The 20,681-nt window shown below is 42.6% G+C and carries 26 protein-coding genes; 13 read left to right on the forward strand and 13 right to left on the reverse strand.

Annotated elements, in window-relative coordinates; genetic code table 11:
• Positions 1-220 precede the first annotated feature (220 nt).
• The 3 genes from CTT31_RS21490 (at position 221) to CTT31_RS21500 (ending at position 1,320) form a co-directional block, all read left to right on the forward strand.
• Positions 221-562, forward strand: coding sequence for a glycine-rich domain-containing protein (locus CTT31_RS21490; protein ID WP_260492497.1), 342 nt, complete (start codon positions 221-223; stop codon positions 560-562).
• A gap of 229 nt (positions 563-791) precedes the next feature.
• Positions 792-914: a hypothetical protein gene (locus tag CTT31_RS21495; protein ID WP_017216907.1), complete on the forward strand. Its 123-nt coding sequence runs from the start codon at positions 792-794 to the stop codon at positions 912-914.
• Between the two features lie 46 nt (positions 915-960).
• The gene (locus tag CTT31_RS21500) at positions 961-1,320 is read left to right on the forward strand and encodes a nuclear transport factor 2 family protein (RefSeq protein WP_130165605.1); all 360 of its coding nucleotides are present in this window, start codon (positions 961-963) and stop codon (positions 1,318-1,320) included.
• A 95-nt stretch (positions 1,321-1,415) separates the two neighbouring features.
• On the opposite strand, the gene CTT31_RS21505 is transcribed toward CTT31_RS21500, so the two are convergent.
• From CTT31_RS21505 to CTT31_RS21515, 3 genes are all read right to left on the reverse strand, one after another.
• Complete coding sequence (locus tag CTT31_RS21505; RefSeq protein WP_260492498.1) at positions 1,416-1,790, reverse strand: PH domain-containing protein; 375 nt, start codon at positions 1,788-1,790, stop codon at positions 1,416-1,418.
• Between the two features lie 146 nt (positions 1,791-1,936).
• Positions 1,937-2,305: a nuclear transport factor 2 family protein gene (locus tag CTT31_RS21510; RefSeq protein ID WP_010605566.1), complete on the reverse strand. Its 369-nt coding sequence runs from the start codon at positions 2,303-2,305 to the stop codon at positions 1,937-1,939.
• Between the two features lie 25 nt (positions 2,306-2,330).
• On the reverse strand, positions 2,331-2,966 hold the full coding sequence (locus CTT31_RS21515) for a glutathione S-transferase family protein (protein ID WP_211856894.1): 636 nt from the start codon (positions 2,964-2,966) through the stop codon (positions 2,331-2,333).
• A gap of 111 nt (positions 2,967-3,077) precedes the next feature.
• Between CTT31_RS21515 and CTT31_RS21520 the strand changes: the two genes are divergently transcribed.
• The 4 genes from CTT31_RS21520 (at position 3,078) to CTT31_RS21535 (ending at position 8,532) form a co-directional block, all read left to right on the forward strand.
• Entirely contained in the window at positions 3,078-3,437 is a 360-nt protein-coding gene (locus tag CTT31_RS21520; RefSeq protein ID WP_260492499.1) for a MerR family transcriptional regulator, read from the forward strand.
• Between the two features lie 311 nt (positions 3,438-3,748).
• Complete coding sequence (locus tag CTT31_RS21525; RefSeq protein WP_010376134.1) at positions 3,749-4,321, forward strand: NAD(P)H-dependent oxidoreductase; 573 nt, start codon at positions 3,749-3,751, stop codon at positions 4,319-4,321.
• 102 nt (positions 4,322-4,423) lie between these two features.
• Positions 4,424-5,374, forward strand: coding sequence for a cytochrome-c peroxidase (locus tag CTT31_RS21530; RefSeq protein ID WP_260492500.1), 951 nt, complete (start codon positions 4,424-4,426; stop codon positions 5,372-5,374).
• Entirely contained in the window at positions 5,371-8,532 is a 3,162-nt protein-coding gene (locus CTT31_RS21535; RefSeq protein WP_211856892.1) for an EAL domain-containing protein, read from the forward strand. Before CTT31_RS21530 ends, CTT31_RS21535 begins: the two co-directional genes overlap by 4 nt.
• 136 nt (positions 8,533-8,668) lie before the next feature.
• Here CTT31_RS21535 and CTT31_RS21540 read toward each other — a convergent pair whose 3' ends face one another.
• Together CTT31_RS21540 and CTT31_RS21545 are read right to left on the reverse strand one after the other, a co-directional pair.
• Complete coding sequence (locus CTT31_RS21540) at positions 8,669-8,956, reverse strand: hypothetical protein (RefSeq protein ID WP_019647463.1); 288 nt, start codon at positions 8,954-8,956, stop codon at positions 8,669-8,671.
• A gap of 27 nt (positions 8,957-8,983) precedes the next feature.
• Positions 8,984-9,601 (reverse strand): HAD-IA family hydrolase, encoded by a 618-nt coding sequence (locus CTT31_RS21545; RefSeq protein WP_223193534.1) that lies wholly within the window; start codon positions 9,599-9,601, stop codon positions 8,984-8,986.
• Between the two features lie 24 nt (positions 9,602-9,625).
• Here CTT31_RS21545 and CTT31_RS21550 point away from each other — a divergent pair, with 24 nt between their 5' ends.
• The gene (locus CTT31_RS21550; RefSeq protein WP_260492501.1) at positions 9,626-10,501 is read left to right on the forward strand and encodes a DeoR/GlpR family DNA-binding transcription regulator; all 876 of its coding nucleotides are present in this window, start codon (positions 9,626-9,628) and stop codon (positions 10,499-10,501) included.
• 84 nt (positions 10,502-10,585) lie between these two features.
• Here the strand turns inward: CTT31_RS21550 and CTT31_RS21555 are convergent, their stop codons facing one another.
• Both CTT31_RS21555 and CTT31_RS21560 read right to left on the reverse strand, forming a co-directional pair.
• Positions 10,586-11,077 carry a GNAT family N-acetyltransferase gene (locus tag CTT31_RS21555; protein ID WP_193522024.1) on the reverse strand — a complete coding sequence of 164 codons (492 nt, stop codon included), beginning with the start codon at positions 11,075-11,077 and terminating at the stop codon, positions 10,586-10,588.
• Between the two features lie 669 nt (positions 11,078-11,746).
• Entirely contained in the window at positions 11,747-12,757 is a 1,011-nt protein-coding gene (locus CTT31_RS21560; protein WP_260492502.1) for an IS110 family RNA-guided transposase, read from the reverse strand.
• Positions 12,758-12,922: 165 nt separating this feature from the next.
• Between CTT31_RS21560 and CTT31_RS21565 the strand changes: the two genes are divergently transcribed.
• Entirely contained in the window at positions 12,923-13,342 is a 420-nt protein-coding gene (locus tag CTT31_RS21565) for a nuclear transport factor 2 family protein (RefSeq protein ID WP_211856889.1), read from the forward strand.
• A 37-nt stretch (positions 13,343-13,379) separates the two neighbouring features.
• Positions 13,380-13,616, forward strand: a complete 237-nt coding sequence (locus CTT31_RS21570; RefSeq protein ID WP_130165615.1) for a helix-hairpin-helix domain-containing protein — start codon at positions 13,380-13,382, stop codon at positions 13,614-13,616.
• Positions 13,617-13,859: 243 nt separating this feature from the next.
• On the opposite strand, the gene CTT31_RS21575 is transcribed toward CTT31_RS21570, so the two are convergent.
• From CTT31_RS21575 to CTT31_RS21585, 3 genes are all read right to left on the reverse strand, one after another.
• Complete coding sequence (locus CTT31_RS21575) at positions 13,860-14,213, reverse strand: VOC family protein (RefSeq protein ID WP_045988624.1); 354 nt, start codon at positions 14,211-14,213, stop codon at positions 13,860-13,862.
• Positions 14,214-14,267: 54 nt separating this feature from the next.
• Entirely contained in the window at positions 14,268-14,780 is a 513-nt protein-coding gene (locus CTT31_RS21580) for a hypothetical protein (protein ID WP_039495406.1), read from the reverse strand.
• A 213-nt stretch (positions 14,781-14,993) separates the two neighbouring features.
• Positions 14,994-15,866, reverse strand: a complete 873-nt coding sequence (locus tag CTT31_RS21585) for a LysR family transcriptional regulator (RefSeq protein ID WP_130165616.1) — start codon at positions 15,864-15,866, stop codon at positions 14,994-14,996.
• 95 nt (positions 15,867-15,961) lie between these two features.
• On the opposite strand from CTT31_RS21585, the gene CTT31_RS21590 reads away from it, so the two are divergent.
• Positions 15,962-17,335, forward strand: coding sequence for an MATE family efflux transporter (locus CTT31_RS21590; RefSeq protein ID WP_260492503.1), 1,374 nt, complete (start codon positions 15,962-15,964; stop codon positions 17,333-17,335).
• Between the two features lie 40 nt (positions 17,336-17,375).
• Here CTT31_RS21590 and CTT31_RS21595 read toward each other — a convergent pair whose 3' ends face one another.
• Positions 17,376-17,909: a dihydrofolate reductase family protein gene (locus CTT31_RS21595; RefSeq protein WP_260492504.1), complete on the reverse strand. Its 534-nt coding sequence runs from the start codon at positions 17,907-17,909 to the stop codon at positions 17,376-17,378.
• An 86-nt stretch (positions 17,910-17,995) separates the two neighbouring features.
• Here CTT31_RS21595 and CTT31_RS21600 point away from each other — a divergent pair, with 86 nt between their 5' ends.
• Complete coding sequence (locus tag CTT31_RS21600; RefSeq protein ID WP_260492505.1) at positions 17,996-18,553, forward strand: TetR/AcrR family transcriptional regulator; 558 nt, start codon at positions 17,996-17,998, stop codon at positions 18,551-18,553.
• A 75-nt stretch (positions 18,554-18,628) separates the two neighbouring features.
• Here CTT31_RS21600 and CTT31_RS21605 read toward each other — a convergent pair whose 3' ends face one another.
• A complete protein-coding gene (locus CTT31_RS21605) occupies positions 18,629-19,423 on the reverse strand; it encodes a helix-turn-helix domain-containing protein (RefSeq protein WP_239980908.1) in 795 nt (264 codons plus the stop codon).
• Positions 19,424-19,567: 144 nt separating this feature from the next.
• Here CTT31_RS21605 and CTT31_RS21610 point away from each other — a divergent pair, with 144 nt between their 5' ends.
• Entirely contained in the window at positions 19,568-19,948 is a 381-nt protein-coding gene (locus tag CTT31_RS21610) for a DUF3224 domain-containing protein (protein WP_045988631.1), read from the forward strand.
• A 19-nt stretch (positions 19,949-19,967) separates the two neighbouring features.
• Here the strand turns inward: CTT31_RS21610 and CTT31_RS21615 are convergent, their stop codons facing one another.
• On the reverse strand, positions 19,968-20,585 hold the full coding sequence (locus CTT31_RS21615) for an HAD family hydrolase (protein WP_069021016.1): 618 nt from the start codon (positions 20,583-20,585) through the stop codon (positions 19,968-19,970).
• Between the last annotated feature and the right edge of the window lie 96 nt (positions 20,586-20,681).

The raw sequence follows: 20,681 nt of genomic DNA on the forward strand, positions 1-20,681 counted from the left end.
GGGCAAGTTTGAATTGGCAAACGTGTAGCTAGATTGCCTAATTTTACTGTTATTAATTCAATTCATTTGCTGTGTTTAAATTCATTAATGCCAGTTGAAATTCGGTAGCAGGAGCATGTTTATTGTTTCATGCGAGTAACCAATTAGGGGAAGAATCACTTTGACTAATTAAAGTGAGACGTATACCTTAAGGCTGTTGCTGAGATGGAGACGGGATTTAATGCAAGCAATTGAGGGTAAGGAAAATGCGGTTGATTTCATTGAAAACTATAAGTTTGACGAAGCTGTACTGGAGTGGTTTGACTGGTATATAGAAACGCACTTGGAATATAAATTATCTGATGATGAGATCCAGGTGGTCGTTGAGGGTCTAAAAGACTATCTAATATTTGTGGTTATTTCACCACAAGCAGTTGCTGCAGCAAGCAAGTTAGTTGATGAGTTATTCCATGCATTTATTTTGCATACAGAACTATACCAAGCATTTTGCAAAGGTGTTGGGCAGTTTATACACCATTATCCAATTAGAAAAAAGTGGTTCTCGGGAATGAAACTCCACTAGAAAATATTGAATATAATGATCATTACCAATCCATAATAAGAACATACTGTCTAGCTTGTCAGGCATCAGATCTCGATCCGCTAACCACTAATCAAGTTCCCTACTTATTTAAAGTCGATTCAATATTGCCTGAAAAACACGCCGCCTTATTCGACATCAAGTTTTTTCAATCTGTACTGCCTAAGTTAGGTGTACATAACTTTATAATTCAAGAGTAAAGGAGATAGTCATGTCATATTTAAAAAATCGTGCTAAGCGTAATGAAGCTGCCCATTCACAAGTTGAGATTGAGCTGACGAAACCCAAAAAGTTTGTAGATGTATGCCTAGCAGGTGTTTGGCCTCGCAAGTAAGTAGCGCATAAGCAAAGCCGGTTTATGCTGGCTTTTTGGAAAGAGTATGCTGGATAAAATTGAAGCCTTAGAGCGAGCGTTACATTCGCCAGAGCTACGAAAAAATATTAATCTGATCTCGGACTACATCCATGATGAGTTTTCAGAAAGTGGACTATTTTGTGATGGTATGACAAAAGATGACATTATTGAAGGCTTGAAGAGTGAAGATCTCAGCGAGCATAAAATAATTAGCGAGGATTATAAGTTAGTTGAGCAGAGTCCCAATAAGGTTGTGATTGAGTACGTCTCCGCACTGGAAAATACCTTGGGTGAGAGGTCTTATGACGCACTAAGGCAGTCTATTTGGTATTTATGTAGCGATGAAAAATGGCGGTTGATAGGTCACTCTGCAAATTTGTTATAGCGCCAAGCCTGTAATCTATTGATAAAAGAGTGGATTGAGAAGCGCGAGGTAGAAGCACGCATCCTGCGTGCCTATTCAAAGTTAACTGGGCGTGGCTATAAGCAATATTGTGAGATGATCTTATACACTTGGTTGATATTGTCGCCTGCTTTAAATTCTTTACTAATCGGCGTTGGATCTGAGCCAATCCAGATTTTTAATTCCGCATCAAGGTCGAAGTGACCCGCAGATTCTTTGCTGTACTTTGTGATTTTGCTATACGGGATACTGAGCATTTCTACTTTGCTGCTCGTCATGCCTTGCTTGTCGATTAAAATTAGGCGTTTGTTGGTAAAAATAAACAAGTCGCGGATCACCTTGTAAGCTTGTGCAACTTCTTCTCCTTGAATTAGCGTATCTGCTAATAACTTATCTACTTCGCTATTGTCTACTTCGCTTGCATTACCGAGTAGACCACTTAATAGTCCCATTGTTATTCTCCGTTTTATTTCAATTCGTCTTAGGCTGATCGCAAGATAGTGCTTAGGTCGAAATGAATTAATGATGAAAGTGCAAAACCAGCATAGAAAAGCGTGCTGATTTTGCCAAATAAATAACCCGAGTTTGGAGTAAGGAGTTAGCTTATATCTCTTATCAAACAAATTTTGCCATCGCGAAATGCAAACTCTGAGCGGCCTTGTAAGGAGATGCTTTGTCCTGCTTTCATGCCATTGGCCAAGTCTTGGGCTAATTTAGCTTTGTAGGTCACATGAACAATAAACAGATCATTGTCTTGCGTGGCAGCGGTTAAAGATTGATTGCGTTCGGAAAATAACTTAGCGGACTGATTTGCTAATTCTGCAAATTCCATTTTACTGGTTGTACGCGTTGTAATTTCACCATTGGCGAGATTCTCAAACACGACATCATCCGTGAGCTGAGCTAGCATTCCCGGAATATCAAAATGATTGTAGGCAGAGATATAGTTTTTCACTAAGGTTTCCATTTTTTCCTCCTTGGTGTAATGGATGCTAATAAAAACTTAGATCGGTTTGTTCAATTTCGCACACTCTTTTTACCACTTTTTGCTGTGCCATCATTCGCATAAATCGGCCCAAATGTGCATAGCTTTTTGGCGCAGTATTAAACCCACTTGCCCAATGGGCTAGCATAAACAAATAATAGTCACAAAGCGTGAGCTGCTCACCAACTAAGTAGGTGTGTGTTGCTAACTGTTTGTCGATAAGTGCAAACATGTCGCCGACTCGTTGCTCAGCGGCTTGAGACATGGTCTTGCTGCTCTCTGGTGACAGCTGATATTTTTCAGGATAGAAATACAGCATGAGTTCTGGCTGAACCGTCGTGGTTAAATAAAAAAGCCACTGATAAAACGTGGCTCTCTGTGGGGTTGCTGGCGCTGGGATAAGCTGTCCTTCAGGGTGCTTTTCACATAAATGCAAACAAATTGCTGCACTCTCGAAGATGATTTGGTCACCGTCGACCAATGTCGGGATCCGTCCTGTTGGATTGAGTTCTAAATAGGTCGCAGACTTTTGTTGTTGTGTTTTTCTATCGACCAAGAGCAGTTCTTTTTCTAGTTGTAGGTGCTCAAGTACGAGATGCGGTGCCCAACTGGCATTACGAGGGTAGTAAAATAACTGATACATCTTTTGCTATTCCTTGACGATACTTTTTGTTAGCGTGCAATTGGTATTAGATGGTTGCAACTTTTACGGAGGCTGTAAACCGTTATTTTGCTTTTAGCTGGAGAATCAAAAATGTATATTGGCAAGCTGTCAAAGCAAACTGGGCTGTCAGTAAAGACCATTCGCTTTTATGAAGAGAAAGGGCTTATCCCTACCCCGGAGCGTGTTGGTAAATATCGCGTCTATTCTCAAGTAGATGTCGATCTGCTGTTATTAATAAAAGAAGCAAAATCGCTCGGCGTGTCGATTAAGCAATTACAGCAGGTGATTGAAATTAAAGGGCGGCAAGTCAACTGGGTAGAAATCAACACATTTTTAGTTGAATTCAAAGCATCCTGCATAGAGCAAGTTGCGCAGCTTCAGCAAAAAATACAGCGTATTGAACATTGCATCGCATCGCTTGATGAATGTCCACAAATAAAACTATCCTAACCTGAGGTTTGGATAAGGAATGTTCCAACTCATTGTTGCTAAAGCACAACTTAGTTTTTTCCTTGTCTAGCCAGCAAGATTTAGGGAAAACACCGCTTCCGCGTCCTGCTCTCGCTAAGGTACCTACATCCTGTAGGCAAGGCGAATTTACGCACCAATAGCTGGCTATTGGAAGTGAATTCAACGCAGTTAGCACTAAAACTGGCTGCTAGAAAGGCATTAATTATCCGCAGCTCAGGTAGAGTAACTTGACTCTCCCGTTAAGGGGAGACAGTACACTCGTTTCTCAGTCATGTGATAAGGAAACGACGATGAAAAAAATACTGCTACTAAACGGTAACCCCAAAACCAAAAGCTTGTGCCACGCTATCACCACAAGTTATGAGCGAGCTGCAAGCACCCAACATCAAGTACGCAGAATGGATCTTAGTGAAATGCACTTTGAAATCAATTTGATGTATGGTTATGAAGCGAGCCAACCATTAGAGCCATGCCTCAAGCAATTCCAAGAGAACTTACTGTGGGCGCAGCACATTGTGATAGTAAGCCCAATTTGGTGGTTGGCGTTACCAGCCAAGCTCAAAGGGCTAATAGATAGAGCATTACTTCCAGGCTTTGCTTTTAAATACAGTGAGGCCGGCACTGAAATTGAAAAGCTTCTACCGCATAAAACCGCAAGAGTCATTCTCACCTCAGACACGCCGCAAACTTATTTGCAAGAAGTTGCTGCTGGGCTTATGGCTCAGCTAGAACATGGGACATTGGGATTTTGTGGTATAGAGCCAACTCAACATACGCTATTTGGCCCTGCGCACTTAGCAACGCCTGAGGTAATTGATAACTGGCTGAGTGAAGTGACAAGCCTAGCCGTGCGGGGTGAGTGAATAAAAACACATAACTTCTATTGCTAAGCTTATTTTAAATCAAAATTTGCAATGCCGAATGTTGCTATCTTTTACACCAAGATGGCAACTTGGGCGGAGTGTATGCGAATTTGGAGTTTATTTCTTTTTGCGTTTCCATTATTGGGAGCTGCAAATGAGCCAATTCTGCCACTTGAGCCTGCAATAGGACTTGATGCCGATAAAGTTAGCTTGGGCAGATCACTTTTTTTTGATAAGCAGCTTTCCCGAGGAAACCAAGTCAGCTGTGCGTCATGTCACCAATTACTCACTCATGGCGCGGATGTAAAGCCCCTTTCCAGTGGTGTTAATGGCGCACTCGGTGAGCTAAAAACTCCAACTGTTTACAATGCGGCTTTAAATATTCGTCAAGCGTGGGATGGCCGTGCGCAAGCGCTTTATGATCAAATCGACTCACCTATCTTAAACCCAAAAGAGCATGATATGACGTGGCCAGAAGTCGTTGCCAAGTTAAATCAAGATAAAACGCTGGTCGCGCAATTTACTAGAGTGTACTCGCAGGGAGTAACGCAGCACACGATAAAAGACGCAATAGCGACTTTTGAAGGGTCGTTAATCACGCTTAATGCGCCGTTCGATTTATGGCTTAAAGATAAAAGCGTAAAACTGCCTAAGTCGGCTATTGCCGGTTATGAGTTATTTAAACGGTATGGTTGCATTAGTTGTCATCAAGGGCGCAATGTTGGTGGCAATATGTTTGCCAAAATGGGCACCTTTGGTGATTATTTTGGCGATAGAAATACACCAATTCAAAAAGCGGATTATGGTCGTTTTAACGTCACTGGCAATGAGCAAGATCGTTTTGTGTTCAAAGTACCGAGCTTGCGACTTGCTAGCAAACAAGCATACTTTTTTCACGATGCTAGTCATAGCAGCCTAGAAGCCGCCGTTGCGACCATGGCCAAATACCAACTTGGCCGCAATATCTCAGACTCCGATATTAACAAGCTAGTTGCCTTTATTGACAGCCTAGCAGGACATCACCACGAAATGGATTTGGAAAACCACGAATGAAGAATAAGGCCTTCATTGGCGTGCAAGCGTTACTGCTGTGCGCGCCAATTGCGCTTTTTGCGTATTTTTACTCGCAGCAAGAGCTCAGCAGTCAAACACACCAAGCACGAGTTACCCTGCTCTTTGAAGCCAAAAGTATTGATGCCAAACTGGATGCCGCGGTGTTACAAATGCTTAGTGCACAGCTCAATCAATATGATGAGTTAGCGCAATTAGCGCATGCAATTGATGCTTTGAATACACCACAGCGAGATGCATTATTTGCAGAAGCTACGCCTGACATTCGACAGCAATTTGATGCTTATCGTCGGCTACTCAGTAATAAAGTATTGCAAGTCGAGTCCATTAAAACTGCGGCGGCAAATATTAAAAATAGCCTGCTTTATCTTCCCGAGTTGCTAATCGAGCTGGAGCAGAGTGAGCCCGAACTGGCAACCCACGCCAATAGAATGCTTGCTAATTTAATGTTGGGTCAGCTCTACGAATTTGTCGCAGAGCCTTTAATGACCATCAACTCTGAAAGTAGCTTAGAGCAGCTTATCTATCAGCATTTTAATGTTGCCCTTGCTAACAGTGCAGAATTAAAGAAGGCAAAACAACGCTTTTTGTCTTTGCCGAGTGACCAAGCTTTTTCAGCACTTTACGCGGCATATAGCCAGCACCACAGTGAAACCATAGAAAAAACCAAGCATCAAAGTGAATTACTCTTACTGCTGACCATTGTGCTATTTTTGCTCTTGATTGTGTTTGCAAACCGGCTTTATGTGGCCAAAAATAAAATTCTGAGCACCAGCCAAACTTTGTCCGATGCCGTTGCGCGTTTAACCGAAGGCTTTGCTCTTTTTAGTCGCAGCGGCAATTTGCTGCTCTGTAACAGTGCTTGGCGTAATCATTTCGCAATTGCTGATAGCGAAAAAATGCCATGCAAACTAGAAGAGTGGCAGCAGCAGTTTGGAGAAATTTTTAACTCCGATGCCAATTTGCATCAAACCGAATCTGGCGCTTGGTTACAGGTAAAACAAACGAACACGCACAACAATGGCCAAGTGTTTGTGAGTGTTAATGTCTCCCTTTTTAAACAAGCGGAAGAAGAGCTTCGCAAGTGGGGCCATGCCATTGAGCAAAGCCCCTCCTCCATTGTGATCACTGACCCTCGTGCTCGCATTGAATACGTTAACCCTAAGTTTGAACAAGTTACTGGGTATTCACTTGAGGATGTGAAAGGACAAACACCCAAAGTACTAGGCTCCAAACAAGGATTTACCGACTACAAAGCGCTGTGGCAAACCATCAAACAAGGCAAAGTCTGGCGTGGTGAGTTTTACAATCGCCGTAAGTCTGGAGATTACTATTGGGAGTATGCGTCTATTTCCCCGATTAAAAACCAACAAGGGGAAATCATTAACTTTATTGCGATCAAAGAAGATATCACTGCACAAAAAAGCGCAAGTGCACAGCTTAAAACCGCAGCGGCGGTATTTAATGCAACGCAAGAAGGGATCATGACCACCAACGCAAAACTTGAGATCACCGCGGTCAATCCTGCTTTCACCAAAATTACTGGATACGAAGAACATGAAGTGCTTGGTCAACGACCTAATATTTTAAGTTCGGGTAAGCATGACAAACATTTTTATGAGCAGATGTGGCGCACCCTCAACTCGCACGGACAGTGGGCAAGTGAGATCTGGAACAAGCGTAAAGACGGTACTTTATATCCAGAGTGGCTAGCAATCAGTGTCGTGCATGATGACAAAGGGTTGGTGCAGCAATACGTTGCCATATTGTCTGATATGACCGAGCGCAAAGCGCAAGAGGAGCAGATTGAATATCAAGCCTATTACGATGTGTTGACCGGACTGCCCAATAGAACGTTATTACTCGAGCGCATTGAGCAAGATATTAAACGCATGAGCCGCACTCATCATCAAAGCGCAGTGTTATTTATTGATTTAGATAGGTTTAAGCGTGTCAATGACACCATGGGTCACGAGGCCGGAGATGCCTTACTTATATCCGTAGCCAAGCGCTTAAACGGCCTGCTGCGTAAAAGCGATACCTTGAGCCGCTTTGGTGGAGATGAATTTGTATTGTTATTGAGCCAAATTGCGCATCCGGATCATGCAGCTCAAGTAGCCGATAAAATTGTCAAAGCACTGAGTGAACCATTTGTGATCAACGGCTTTGAGGTATTTACCGGGGCAAGCATCGGGATCGCGATTTTACCAAGTGATGCAAAAGATCAAAAAGAGCTATTACGACTTGCCGATTTAGCCATGTATAAAGCAAAAGAGGCGGGGCGCAATCAGTATCACTTTTTTGCGCAAGAAATGCAGCAACAGGTGAATCGTCGAGTTGAGTTGGAGCAGCTGCTCCGAGCTGCGCTTGAACATCAGCGCTTAACCGTACACTACCAACCGATTGTCGATACGGTGTCGGGTAAATTATATGGTGTCGAGGCGCTCATGCGCTGGCCAACTGATTTCGGCCAGTATATTTCCCCTGCTGAATTTATTCCAGTCGCTGAAGAAAGCGGCCTAATTGCTCCTCTTGGTGAGTGGTTACTTGCTAAGGCATGTAATGATATTCGCAGATTAAATAAAGCGCTCGGTATGAATTGTTATTTGACGGTAAATGTCTCGAGTCAGCAGTATCGACTCGGCTTTAACGCCACTATCATTAAACAAATCATGCAGCAATCAGGCTTTCTTCCAGAGAACTTAACGCTTGAAATCACAGAAAGCATCTTACTTGAAGATGATAAAGCCGTAACCGCTTGGCTGCAAAGCTTAAGGGCAACGGGGGTCAACTTAGCAATCGACGATTTTGGCACTGGCTACTCTTCGCTTAGCTACCTGAAACGCTTCCCCATCAATATATTAAAGATAGACCGAGGTTTTATTCAAGATATAGATCAAAACCAAGATGCTGCCGTTTTGGTCAACGCGATTTTGTCGATGGCAGAGAGTTTATCGCTCAAAGTGATAGCTGAGGGCGTAGAACAACAAGGACAACTAGATTGCTTAAAAGGCTTGGGCTGTCAGTATGTACAAGGATACTTTTATGCCAAACCAATGGCGATTGAGGGATTAATTGATTGGGTTGAGCAATTTGCCATTGCATCGGAGCGAGCATCTCCTAAGTTGTGGTTGGATTGAAGTGTGTGGCTGTTAAATTGCAATATGGAGTGTTGTGATCCAATTAGAGCTGATATCTGGGTCCGTGAATAGGTTCCCAATCAAATGGCAACCCGTTCTAAATAGGTTGGCAAAGCTGTTTAGCTTTGCCAACTACTCAACGCAAAATGGCAGTTAGTAAAATTAAGATCTGTAAAAGTAGGCAAAGTACATTAGTAACAATGATTGCCATTCGCTGAAATCTCAGCCCATACATCAGCCAAAAACTAAACACCAACACATACCCGATTAAAAACGTAAAGGACAAGTTGGTTGGGCCTTGGCGCTCAAGTTCGCTAAGTAGCTGGCCGAATAATGCGATAAAACCGATACCGCCGAAGAACACACCGGCGAAATCCCAGTAGGTATCTTTCGTTTGATAAAAGCCTGTCAGCCATGTTTTCATTCGCTTACTTCCTCTGATAAGTAGATATCACTGATAGTGATTGATACGGGCAACAATATGGTCATGGTGAATAGTGCAAAAACGGTTAACTACGATTACGTCACAGCCAGCGCTAAGTGCAGATCTTACCCCTTGATCTGAGTCTTCAAATGCAAGACATTTAGAGGTTGCCACTCCCAGTCGTTTGGCCGCCAATAAAAATGGCTCAGGGTGAGGCTTACCTTGCCCAACATCATCTGCGGTAATTAATATTTCAGGAATAGGTAAACCTGCTGTGGTGAGTCGTGCAACTGCATTGTGACGATTTGCAGAAGTTGCAACGGCCCACTTGCGTTGCTGTGCTTTTATTTCGCTCAAAAACGATTTAGCTCCAGGAATGGCTGTGACGGTATGGGCAAGGTCGGCTTCTGCTTGTTCCAACAGCTCGACTTCATGCTGGCAATCTAAATGCGGAGTAAATTGTTCTATAAAGTCTTTGAAACGTGCACCTCTGCCCGTAGTTAATACCATTTCTAAATCGACATGATGTTTCTCACACCAAGGCGCGACGGCCTGTCGTACTGCAACTTCAGAATCAACAAGTGTGCCATCCATATCGAATATCAATCCCTGATAATGGTTCAGGTTGAGTGAATTAAGTGCCATTTTTACTCCTTATGATAATGTTTCATGCATAAACAAGCGTTTGTTGATGTTAAACCGGCTTTACCATGCATGTTCATGCAAATAATACGCTTGTATCTCGATCTTTTTCAAGTAAAATTACGCAAAAACATGCAGGAACATGCAATGCTATTGGCAGAACGTCATCAATTCATTCTCGATCAGCTTAATTTACAAGGGCGGATCACCTCAGTGTCCTTGGCGCAAACGCTTGATGTGAGCGAAGACACAATCCGTCGGGATTTAAACAAACTGGCTGAGTTTAAGCTCCTGCGGCGTGTTCATGGTGGCGCTTTAGCGCTGCAGGATAATACTCCTGACTATATCGAGCGTTTAGATAAACCCGATACTAGTAAAATTCGTTATATTGAACCTGCCTTAGCGATGCTCGTGCCTGGACAAACGATAGTGATTGATTCTGGCGAGACGTGCCGTTATTTGGCACAACACTTACCTAAAAATATGCCGTTGACTGTGGTTACGGGTTGTCCACTGATCGCCAAAGAGTTGGCCTATCATTCGCTGGTGGATGTGATTTTACTGGGCGGCCCTATGTTTAAACCAGCAATGCGGGTGGTAGGCATGACGGCGATCGAAATGGTGAAACGGATCCGTTTTGATATTGTTTTTATGGGGATTTGCTCGTTCCATATTCATCACGGTTTTAGTGCAAGCTATATCGAAGAAGCGGAGATCCTCTCTGCGACTATTCGTCAAAGCGATCACACTGTGATTATGGGACCGAGTAATAAACTAGATAAAGTCGCTACTTATCAGATTGTTACAGCTAACGAAATTGACACAATTATTACCGATGAAGAAATCAATCCAAGCTTAAAAAAGCAGATTGAGTCGCTAGAGATAGCGCTGACTTTGGTCTAGGTTAATAATGAAGCCAACAAATTAATATGGATCTACTTAGCAACTAGGGTCGCCGACTGACTATTGAGCTAAGCAGCTGCATACCTAAGGCTTTAATAAGGCAAAAATGTGATTGTTATAGAAACGCTCATTTTTGAATATAGCGCGTTTTAACACCGCTTCTTGCTCAAAACCTGACTTCTCTAGTAGCTTCATTGATGCATGATTGTCGTCAAATACTGCGGCAAAGATCCGTTCAATATTAGTCTCGTTAAATACCTCTGAGGTAATGTGCAAAATGGCTTTATGAGTAATTCCTTTACGCCAATGGCTTTTTGCGAGCCAATAGCCTATTTCACCAGAGCGCTCATATTCAAACTCGCCAGGGTTAACACCTATACAGCCGATAAGCTGCTGACCATCGCAAATCGCCCGAACATAGCCGTGTTTACTACCTTCATTTACCCACCACATGGCATCTTGCTCGGTGTAAGGTTGCGGAATTTTTGTTGATAAATACCGAACGACATCGGGATCGTTCAAAATCACGACCATGTTGGCAACATCATTGGCTTGGAACGGTCTTAGCTTGAACATTGAGCTCTCTTTCAATAAATTTAAACGTAAATTCATCAATAAGTTACCATTCCTTTTCGGGGTATACAATGCGTGCTTTGTGCAGAGAAAAGCAAGCTGGGGTTGATTGTCGTCATCTGACTTTATTTTGCGTATTCTGATTGCATTAAATAAGGTTAATTATTTTATGGACGAGGAATCTACAGTGCTCACTTTAAACCTTGCATCGCAAATTCTTCAATTGAGATTACCTAACCTTAACTCGGAATAAGAAGTTAGTTAAGCTACTAAAATACCTAAGTTCAAAAGCGTAATATCACTCTAGCCAGAAGTTATTTCGTAATACAAGGTAAATTTGTGCGTCAATAGCTAGCCTATTGCAAGCAAGTTTAACGCAGTAGTAAGGGATAACAGCTGCTAGAGAACAAGTTGTTATCCCGAGCTCATATATGGTCTCCTCCCTTATTGCAAGGCTTCTTTAGTAAATAACAGGGTCAGGATTGCTGTCATATATACGGTCTGTTAATGAGTTCTATTTGAAACTCTGACCTAGATGTAAATCGCGCATATTGTCCTAATCAGGTTATCGGTATTTAGCTACCCCTGAGCTCGACAGGTTTTCAATATGCCGGTTTGACCTGTTATGTCATCTACTTCAGTCACTTTCGCAATTCGGTGAAAGAAATCTACTTATCTTGCTTGATATGCCTCTTTTGATACTGTAATTGCCCAAGTCACTCCAGCCATTTTATTCGCATAAGCGACACAGGCTTTGTTATGCCCTCGCGTTTGTACAAGTCGATTTATCCAAAGACTAAGTTGGTCTGTTTTATACTTTGCTCTCGATACAACCGATTTCGCCCCTTGAATAAGTAAACACCTCAAATATCGATTACCACGCTTACTTATCCCGAGCAAAACTGATTTTCCACCCGTACTACGTTGCTTGGGCACGAGACCTAATGAGGCTGAAACATCTCGCCCTTTTGTATAACCACTACCATTACCCACTTCGTTAAAGTAACTACTTGCAACTATTGGCCCTATGCCCGGAATACTCTGTAAATTGACGCATATCTCATTGTTTTTAACTTGCTCTTTTATCTGTTGATTGTACGTTTCAATACTTTCATCAAGCACTTGTAGGAGTTTATAGAGTTGGCTAAGCACTTGTTTAAAGCTCGTGGTCAATACTCGCTCCTCACCTAACAAAGCAACCACTTCTTTGCGAACATTTTCGATACCTTTAGTAATGGCAATGCCGTACTCAAGTAGCAAACCTCGAATTTGATTACTCAGTGCTGTTCGTTGACCAATTGCAAGCTCTCTCACTTTATGGATTGTTTGACTATCTTGCTGCTCTAATGTTTTCACTGGAACTGAGCGAATATGTGCCTGCTGTGATGCAATTAAAATTGCATACGCATCGTTGTAATCATTTTTATTCCCCGTCAAAAATGGCTTCACGTGTTGTGGTGGTATGAGCTCAACTTGAAAACCTAATTGGCTAATTTCACGACCCCAATAATTAGAGGTTCCACACGCTTCCATGACTAATTTACAATTTGGCATTTGTGCCAAATAAGTCAGTAGTTGACGACGTTTAATAGCTTTCTTTACTACAATCTTATTGGATAGGTTACATCCAATAAAATGAAAAATATTTTTTGCGATGTCGATACTGATTGTTGTAATCTGCATTTGGTCTTCTCCCATTTTGATTGTTTGCAATTCAATCATGGCACACCGATGCCGAGTGTGGGAGGAGACCATTACATCAGGTTACCTATATTGTTTTTATTTTGTTTGCCCTAATTAAGAGAGTGGGATTACAAATTAATTGCAAAGGACTAGGAAGAAAAAACGATGGATAAAAATACCTTAATTGAATTGGTGACTGAGTACTTTAAAAAGATTGATGCTGGAGATTCAAGCTATTTAGACTTATTTCATGATGACGTGACTTTCTTTTTTCCAAAGTTTGGTGACGCTGTTGGTAAGCAAGCATTACTTGAGTTTGGCGATAAAATTGGCAGCTCACTCAACAGTATTTGGCACGATATTGCGCATTTTAATTTCATTGTGTCTGGAAAAACTGTTGTTGTTGAAGGGCGCGAAGGCGGTGTGATGCGTGATGGTACGCACTGGCCTGATAATCAAATTTCATCTGGCCGTTTTTGTAGTGTGTTCGAATTCTCTGATAACTTGATCACAAGAATGCATATTTATGTTGATCCAGACTTCTCAAGCCAAGATAGTGATAGAATTTCAATATTATCGCGCTAATGTTGAGCGTTTTGATAAATAAAAGGATAGCTGAATTATGGTTTTCTCTGAAAGTGAAAAAGACACCTTACTCGCACTCAAGGGAGTTGGCCCTACGGTAATAAAGCGTTTTGAAGAAATCGGTATTTGCAGTTTGAGCGAACTTGCGACTTATGAAGTTGAAGAAATTGCTGAGCGGGTCGCTTCTATGTTGCGAACAACTTGTTGGAAAAACAGCCCACAGGCCAAAGCTGCGATCCAAGCTGCTATTACCAAAGCCAAAGAAGTAAGTTAACTGACTGGTTTATGGGTGGTGTGATGTAAAGCCCCTTTACATTTAGTGGGTTAGATTTATGGGTTTTACCGCTCTATCATCCGCAGCTGAGAATATGAGTTAACCATCGTACATCGGGTTGCAACTTAAACTACAGGTTTTTAAATCAGGGCTCCTTTGAAGTGATGAATAAGGGAGTGTTTGCAAGAAAGCTCCCTTATTATTTGTTGCAACGAATAATCAATCTGCTGCGATAAAAGTAGCTTACTTTTCGTGTTGTAGAACATTCACTAAGTAGCCAAAAGGATCCCGAACATAAAAGCGGCGCACACCCCAGGGCTCCGACACGGGTCCATACTCAATCTGTATTTGCTCCGCAACAACTCTATTCAAAGCGGTGTCAAGGTCGTCGACTTCTATGGATAATTGAGGCACAGGCGTTCCTGATCCCCCTTCAGATGCCACACTAATTTGTGCGATCATTTCTTCACCTGAACTAAAAGTTTTAATCCAGCCATGGTCCATGACAAGTTCAAGACCAAAGACACGTTCATAGAATACTGCGGCATCCTCTGGGTTGGGGGTGTTAATATTTGAAATAATCCGTTTTACTTTCATTAGACTAAGCTCCAAATATGTCTAAGCGTGTGCTTAAAACTTTGTTTCACCGCCCTACTGAGAAGCGGCTGCTATAAAGTTGAGATCAAAACGTCCGTCCGGATCTTCTACTTTGATAAGCTCGTTAAACGGTTTGTTTTTTAACGCCTTATTTTCAGCAAAGATGTCTAGTAATAGTGGTTTTACTTCGTTTCCGCATAGTGCCTCGGCGAGCGCTTCATGAGATAGCTTGAACAACATATCCATATTCTCGTCCTCGTCTTCAACGAGTTCTATATCTTCCCAGCTCTCGAAAATGTCTCTCAGTTTACTGACTTCTGGACAATCATCTTCAAAATCAGACAAGATGATAAACTCGTCTGAAGCAACGTTTTTATGCTGCTCGAAACGGCTGTCGGGCAGGCTGTAGATATTCCAATTTACATCGTAATGCCAAAATTCAACAGATAACGACATATGAGAATAAGTACTTTGATTTACATAAAATTTTAACTCGTTGATACGCTTTTTAATAAGCGTAATTAAAACGTTTTCGTAGGCTTCAATAAGCGTATTTTTATCAAACATAATGTATCCTAACTGCAGTCTTAAACAATAAAACTACGTGCTCCTAAATTGGTTCTCAGTATTAATTCCACTCTACTATGTAAATGTGAACTTTTGTTACTGGTGTTTGCTAAAAGGAAATTTATCCAAAACAGATCAATTTAACCATCAGTGTAGAAAAAATACCAGATTATGCAGAGCCTGTATGGCTTTAATTTGACAGTATAGGTTTACTCAGAATAAGTTAGCTGTTTCGTTATAAAGCCACTGCACAATAGGGCCTTTACTTTGTTCTCTGCGTTGCACTATGCCCATTTCGACGACCAAAGAGTTAGGAATATGCTCGGTTGACAGCTCGAATAGTTCTCCCATGTACCAAGGCGTATTGACAACATGTTCAGGTACTAATGCCCAACCAACGCCTCTAATGACTAAACCCATGATGTAATAGTAACTGTCAATGTGCCAATGGCTTGTGGATATGGCTTGTGACTGAGTATTACCAATGCGGTCGCGTATTACGAGCTGCCGATGTCGATTTAGCTCTTCAATACTCGGGGCTGGATGTTGTGCCAGCGGGTGGTGAGGGGAGCAGATCAAGATTTGTTTAAAGCTGTTTATCGAAGTGAAATCCAGCGATTCTGGCAATGGTTTTTGGTGAAATAAAATGCCTATTTCTGCCCTTTTTGCGCTTACCCATTGTGCAATGTCGTCTTGAGAGCCATTAATAATGGCTAATTTTAATAACGGAAATTGCTGAGCCAATCGTTCAAACAAAGATTCAAATGCGATGATGGGTACTGCTTCATCCATGGCAACGGTGAGAGACACCTCTTCGCCACTATTAAGAGAATTGGCTCTTGATTGCAGTCGCTGACACTGCATGAGCACCGCTTCGGCTTCTTTAAACAGATCGAGACCAGCTTGATTTAACACTGGCAGTCTGGCGGAGCGGTCAAAAAGTGCAAAGCCTAGATCGGCTTCCAGATTGGCAATTGCGGTGCTGACCCGAGATTGTGCCTTCCCCAAGTGTCTTGCTGCAGCTGAAAATGACCCCAACCTGACGGCGGTGACAAAGGCTTCGAGTTGATCGAGTGTCCAATGCATGATTATTTAACCTATCCGAATTCCGGATGGATACTAATTTTGACCAATCTCAATTACAAGGATAATAACCGTTTTTCTTGCTTAAGGATTTCATCATGCTGTTAGATTCAGCGAGCAAAACCCCCACAAAAGACGCTAACGTTACCCGCACTTTTTGGCGTTATACCATCCCTGCCGTTGTCGCAATGATGGTCAATGGATTGTACCAAATCGTCGATGGTATTTTTATTGGTCACTACCTTGGTGCTCAGGGGTTGGCCGCTGTAAACCTTGCTTGGCCCATTATAGGGATCATTATTGGTTTTGGCGTTTTAGTCGGGATGGGAGCTGGCAGTTTGCTGTCGATTTATCGTGGCGCTGGCGACAATACAGGTGTGCAGCAGCTGATGAGCACCAGCTTTTGGCTCATCGCTATATTGGCTGTGGTTGCAATGATTGTCCTTGTATTATTCGGACCGAGTTTGCTCGAGCTTCAAGGTGCATCGGGCGAACTTTTACATTCCAGTTTGGCCTACTTACAGGTATTGAATTGGGGAGCTGGGGTTACCATTGCGGCAGGTGCGCTGCCGTTACTACTAAGAAACAACGGTAAACCAGAAATGGCAACAGCGTTGCTAATTATAGGGGCGCTCAGCAATATAGTGCTCGATTATTTTATGATTGTGAAAATGCAATGGCAACTGCCCGGTGCTGCACTTGCTACGCTGATTTCACAAGGGATAGTCGCACTGGCGGCGCTCTACTTTTTGCTCACGTCTAGTGACGAAAGTAAACCCAAAGGCGCGTTTAATCAGCCACTAGCTCTGGAAATACTAAAGCTAGGCGCTGCAGGGTTGGTGATGTTTTTATATTTTGGCTTTATCGTTGCGTTACACAACAAGCAGTTGCTGATATTTGCCAGTGAAGTTGAGGTGGCAGCTTTCGCTGTGGTTGGTTACCTTGGCGTTATTTACTATTTTATCGCAGAAGGCGTAGCGAATGGTGTCCAGCCGCCCATCAGTTATTATTATGGAGCAGGCCTTTACCAGCGCATTCACACTATGTTTAAGCTGGCACTCAAAGTGAGCTTGGGTGTTGGTGTGATGATGGTAACGATGTTTTATCTGTTTCCGAAGGATGTACTTGGGGTCTTCAGTGAGGATTTGGCTTTGCTCAGCGCGGCCGAGCGTGGTTTGCAGCTGCATCTATCCACGTTATTCTTGGATGGCTTTATATTTCTTACCTCGATGTACTTTGTTGCGGTAGGCAAAGGCGGTAAAGCGTTGGCTATTTCGCTTGGAAACATGTTGGTGCAATTGCCGTTTTTATATTTATTGCCCTTCTGGTTTGGTGTTGATGGGGTGTGGCTTGCGGTACCTATCTCAAACATCACGTTAACCGTTATTATCATCCCTCTGCTTTGGCGTGATTTATATCAGTTAAAGCATGCAGATATGGAGGCTACGTCAGGTGATAAGCAGTGCGCTTAGTTGCATACTGTAGGCGCTTATTTTAAGCGCCTTCTTAGGGTTATCTTTGGCGTATGTAGTAATTTTTTACCACGCAATCTAAATATCTCACAGCATTCACATGTCTAAATTTAAGCGGTTCGTTTAATCCTCCGAATAAAGGTATTCCGCCACCTAAAATAGTTGGAATGGTCGTGATAATTAGCTCATCAATGAGATCTTGTTGAAGAAAGCTTTGTATGGTTTTTCCGCCATCAATGTAAAGGTTTTTAAAGCCCTGCTGAGCCAGTTGTTTGACGATATCTGTCAGTTCACCTCGTACAAGCGACACCTTATCTGAAAAGGCTTTTGGTACATCTTTAAGCGTATTACTTAGTACAAAAACAGGTTTATTGTATGGCCATTCGCAATCAAATCCTTGGATTGTCTCAAAGGTATTACGTCCCATGATGATGGCATCTACGCGGGCCATAAAATCGGCGAACCCCAAGTCTGAACCTTCAGGGTTGGGTAAATCGTGTAGCCAGTCTAAGCAGTTGTTTTTATCCGCGATAAAGCCGTCTAGGCTTGCCCCAATATAGACGATGTTTGCCATTTTATACTCCAATTGAACCCCAAACCATTTCAAGATAAAATAAATTCTACGGTGTAGAATTTATTTTATCTTAGCGAGAGTAAACAATGAGTGTCAAGGATAAGAAGCGTGGCCGACCGTTAGCGGAAGGTGAAGCACTAAGTCAGGAGCGGATCATACAAGCAGCCAAATTGCAGATGAAGGAAAGCAGAAAAGTGCCTAGTATTCGAGCGTTGGCGAGCAGCCTAAATGTCGATGCGATGGCAATTTATCATTACTTTAAAAACAAACAGGCTTTGCTCGAAGCTTTGACCTGCTCTTTAGTCGATGAAATCTATGAACCTAGCTGCGCTGAAAAGTGGCAAACAGAACTACAAAAGCTCAGTGCAAGTTATTTACAGCTACTCGATGACTATCCAGGGTTGTTAACTGTGCTGCTGTCAATGGACTCAGTAGGTCCAGCTCAAGTATTTCAAACTCGATTTGAAGAAGTGACTCAAACGCTTGAATTACCAGGGCAGGCACAACAAGATGCGATTTGCTTACTGGTTGATTATTTACATGGGGTAGCACTCGCTATGGAGTGTAACCCAGATAGAGAAGCGTTAAATGTCTCGATGACAAGCGGTGCAATTGCACTAATTTGTAAAGCGATTGAGGCTTAAGTGTCATTGCGTTGTGGCGTTGTGGCGTTGTGGCGTTGTAAAGGGGCATTACAACACATAGAGGCGAAGTACCTGTTAGGGGCGCTTGAGATAACGGTTGGGAGTGGTGCCGATTATTTCTTTAAAATCTCTTATAAGGTGGGACTGATCGGTATAGTCCAACTGAGCAACAATATCTGCCATCGTAGTCACATTGGATTCAAGCAGTGCAAGTGCTTGGTGCAGGCGATACTTTCGAATTAGCCATTTAGGACTAAAACCTATGTAGTGTTGGCAAAGCCTTTGTATTTTTCGTATTGGCATGTCGCAGTGTTTAGCAAGTTGCTCAACCGTAAAAATATCGCTGTGATCTTGCAAGGTGTTGAGAATATATTCAGCCATAGCAGCACCTGTGCTTTGAGGGAGTGTAAACGACATTAAAAATTGTGATAGCACTTTTACCCGCTCTGCATCATCACTTGCCATGGTTAATGAAGAAACCAGCGGACTCGATGGCACATCGCAAAGATGCTCCCAAGAAAAGGTTTTATCGACACATGCCAAAGGGGTGATATTAAATTGCTCCACTAGGGCACCGACCCTAAATTTAACCCCCAAGAGCTGCCCTTTTCCACGCATTGTGTAATCGTATACTTTGCTTACAGGGCCAATAATTTTTATTTCATCGGTACTTTGCAGCAAATGAAAGTTGGGATCTGGTAAGTTTCTTTGTGTATGAGTTTTATTATCCGGCAAACACCAGTCGACAAACCAAAATTGCTCGACAAGATCTTTTAACTCTGTGCATGGGAAATACCGTCTAAGCTGGTAGTTTGGCGCGCTTTGTTGTTGGTGAAGTACGCCGTTGATTGGGCTAAGGTTAGATTTCATCGCTGCCTTGTTATGGATAGAGCTTATTGTTTGTTGTCGTGTTTTTACAATACCAATTTTAAATTGCGTGCTAGATTTAAAACAAGCTGCATGAAACTGCAGAGCAAGGTCAAACTCTTCTACTATAAAATTAAGGGAAATGCGATGCAACTAACAGGTGTGTACGAAATTATCAATTGGCAAGAAACCACAGAAAAACAATTTGATGATGGTGCTAAACTCTCCAAAGCCGTGGTGAGCCTCAGTTATGAAGGCGAAATTGAAGGCAGTAGCGAAGTTTATTATCAGCTTCACTATACCGAAGAAGGAGATGTTGAGTTTAATGGCTTTGAAGCAGTAACCGGGGGCTTTTCTGGGCAACAAGGTAAGGTTGTATTGATGCACGATGGTCGTTTTAAGCACGGTAAAGCACATAGTAATTTTACGGTGGTACAGAGCGATGTTGACGCGATTGCGGTGGGTGACAAAGGGTCATTTGAGTCGACTGAGGGAAAAAAGGCAAACTACCAAATAACACATAACTGATAGCTTCAATGTTATTGCGCTAGGCTAAGTAGCGGTGTCTTCTCATGTCTAGCGTGTACAGCGCATCAACTAACTCAGCAAAGTGACTAATGACGACATCTGCTTGCTCTGCGTAGTGAGGTTTGTCATTGGGGGCAAACAAGCATGACGGCATATTGGCGTTATGTGCCGCCTCTATATCGTAGAGGTAATCGCCAACATAAACACATTGATAAGGTGGCACTTGCCAGGTCTGAGCAACTTGCAGCAGTGCGGCTGGGTCTGGTTTGGCTGGCGCGTCGTCTCTCGTTAAAATCAATGGAATTGGCAATCCCGCTGTTTTAAGCTTCAATCGCGCCGCTTTTGCAAAGTTTCTGGTCACAACGGCAAGCGGGACACCCATTCTCGAAAGGTGCGCAACAGACTCCTTAACCCCAGGAATAACTTCACAGTGCTGTGCGTCACATAATTCATGTTGGTGGACGATGTTCATGGCCTCTTCACGCATGTAAGGTGAAGGCAATGTACTGATAAAACTGAGTAAGTCTTGCCCTACCGGACAGCCAATTTGTGCCCGAATAAGTGAGAAGTCGAGTTCAGATGTCACTAGTGTGCCATCTAGGTCAAAAATGATGCCTTTAACCGGTATCCTATCCATTTTTAATATCCTTTGGTTTCGCATGTGTACTGCGTAGCCCTACTTAAAGGTAGGTACGTAATTGAAGTTTGTAAAGATCAAGACGATGGAGTTTTG

This window comes from Pseudoalteromonas maricaloris (assembly GCF_024746855.1).
In the GTDB taxonomy this organism is placed as follows: Bacteria; Pseudomonadota; Gammaproteobacteria; order Enterobacterales; family Alteromonadaceae; genus Pseudoalteromonas; species Pseudoalteromonas maricaloris.

Coding starts and splice junctions, on each gene's coding strand:
- CTT31_RS21500 (WP_130165605.1), top strand. CDS start 961: ATGCTGGATAAAATTGAAGCCTTAGAGCGAGCGTTACATTCGCCAGAG.
- CTT31_RS21530 (WP_260492500.1), top strand. CDS start 4,424: ATGCGAATTTGGAGTTTATTTCTTTTTGCGTTTCCATTATTGGGAGCT.
- CTT31_RS21560 (WP_260492502.1), bottom strand. CDS start 12,757: ATGCAGATTACAACAATCAGTATCGACATCGCAAAAAATATTTTTCAT.
- CTT31_RS21565 (WP_211856889.1), top strand. CDS start 12,923: ATGGATAAAAATACCTTAATTGAATTGGTGACTGAGTACTTTAAAAAG.
- CTT31_RS21545 (WP_223193534.1), bottom strand. CDS start 9,601: ATGGCACTTAATTCACTCAACCTGAACCATTATCAGGGATTGATATTC.
- CTT31_RS21495 (WP_017216907.1), top strand. CDS start 792: ATGTCATATTTAAAAAATCGTGCTAAGCGTAATGAAGCTGCCCATTCA.
- CTT31_RS21590 (WP_260492503.1), top strand. CDS start 15,962: ATGCTGTTAGATTCAGCGAGCAAAACCCCCACAAAAGACGCTAACGTT.
- CTT31_RS21555 (WP_193522024.1), bottom strand. CDS start 11,077: ATGTTCAAGCTAAGACCGTTCCAAGCCAATGATGTTGCCAACATGGTC.
- CTT31_RS21585 (WP_130165616.1), bottom strand. CDS start 15,866: ATGCATTGGACACTCGATCAACTCGAAGCCTTTGTCACCGCCGTCAGG.
- CTT31_RS21515 (WP_211856894.1), bottom strand. CDS start 2,966: ATGTATCAGTTATTTTACTACCCTCGTAATGCCAGTTGGGCACCGCAT.
- CTT31_RS21505 (WP_260492498.1), bottom strand. CDS start 1,790: ATGGGACTATTAAGTGGTCTACTCGGTAATGCAAGCGAAGTAGACAAT.
- CTT31_RS21520 (WP_260492499.1), top strand. CDS start 3,078: ATGTATATTGGCAAGCTGTCAAAGCAAACTGGGCTGTCAGTAAAGACC.
- CTT31_RS21525 (WP_010376134.1), top strand. CDS start 3,749: ATGAAAAAAATACTGCTACTAAACGGTAACCCCAAAACCAAAAGCTTG.
- CTT31_RS21605 (WP_239980908.1), bottom strand. CDS start 19,423: ATGAAATCTAACCTTAGCCCAATCAACGGCGTACTTCACCAACAACAA.
- CTT31_RS21595 (WP_260492504.1), bottom strand. CDS start 17,909: ATGGCAAACATCGTCTATATTGGGGCAAGCCTAGACGGCTTTATCGCG.
- CTT31_RS21540 (WP_019647463.1), bottom strand. CDS start 8,956: ATGAAAACATGGCTGACAGGCTTTTATCAAACGAAAGATACCTACTGG.
- CTT31_RS21575 (WP_045988624.1), bottom strand. CDS start 14,213: ATGAAAGTAAAACGGATTATTTCAAATATTAACACCCCCAACCCAGAG.
- CTT31_RS21570 (WP_130165615.1), top strand. CDS start 13,380: ATGGTTTTCTCTGAAAGTGAAAAAGACACCTTACTCGCACTCAAGGGA.
- CTT31_RS21490 (WP_260492497.1), top strand. CDS start 221: ATGCAAGCAATTGAGGGTAAGGAAAATGCGGTTGATTTCATTGAAAAC.
- CTT31_RS21550 (WP_260492501.1), top strand. CDS start 9,626: ATGCATAAACAAGCGTTTGTTGATGTTAAACCGGCTTTACCATGCATG.
- CTT31_RS21615 (WP_069021016.1), bottom strand. CDS start 20,585: ATGGATAGGATACCGGTTAAAGGCATCATTTTTGACCTAGATGGCACA.
- CTT31_RS21580 (WP_039495406.1), bottom strand. CDS start 14,780: ATGTTTGATAAAAATACGCTTATTGAAGCCTACGAAAACGTTTTAATT.
- CTT31_RS21535 (WP_211856892.1), top strand. CDS start 5,371: ATGAAGAATAAGGCCTTCATTGGCGTGCAAGCGTTACTGCTGTGCGCG.
- CTT31_RS21600 (WP_260492505.1), top strand. CDS start 17,996: ATGAGTGTCAAGGATAAGAAGCGTGGCCGACCGTTAGCGGAAGGTGAA.
- CTT31_RS21510 (WP_010605566.1), bottom strand. CDS start 2,305: ATGGAAACCTTAGTGAAAAACTATATCTCTGCCTACAATCATTTTGAT.
- CTT31_RS21610 (WP_045988631.1), top strand. CDS start 19,568: ATGCAACTAACAGGTGTGTACGAAATTATCAATTGGCAAGAAACCACA.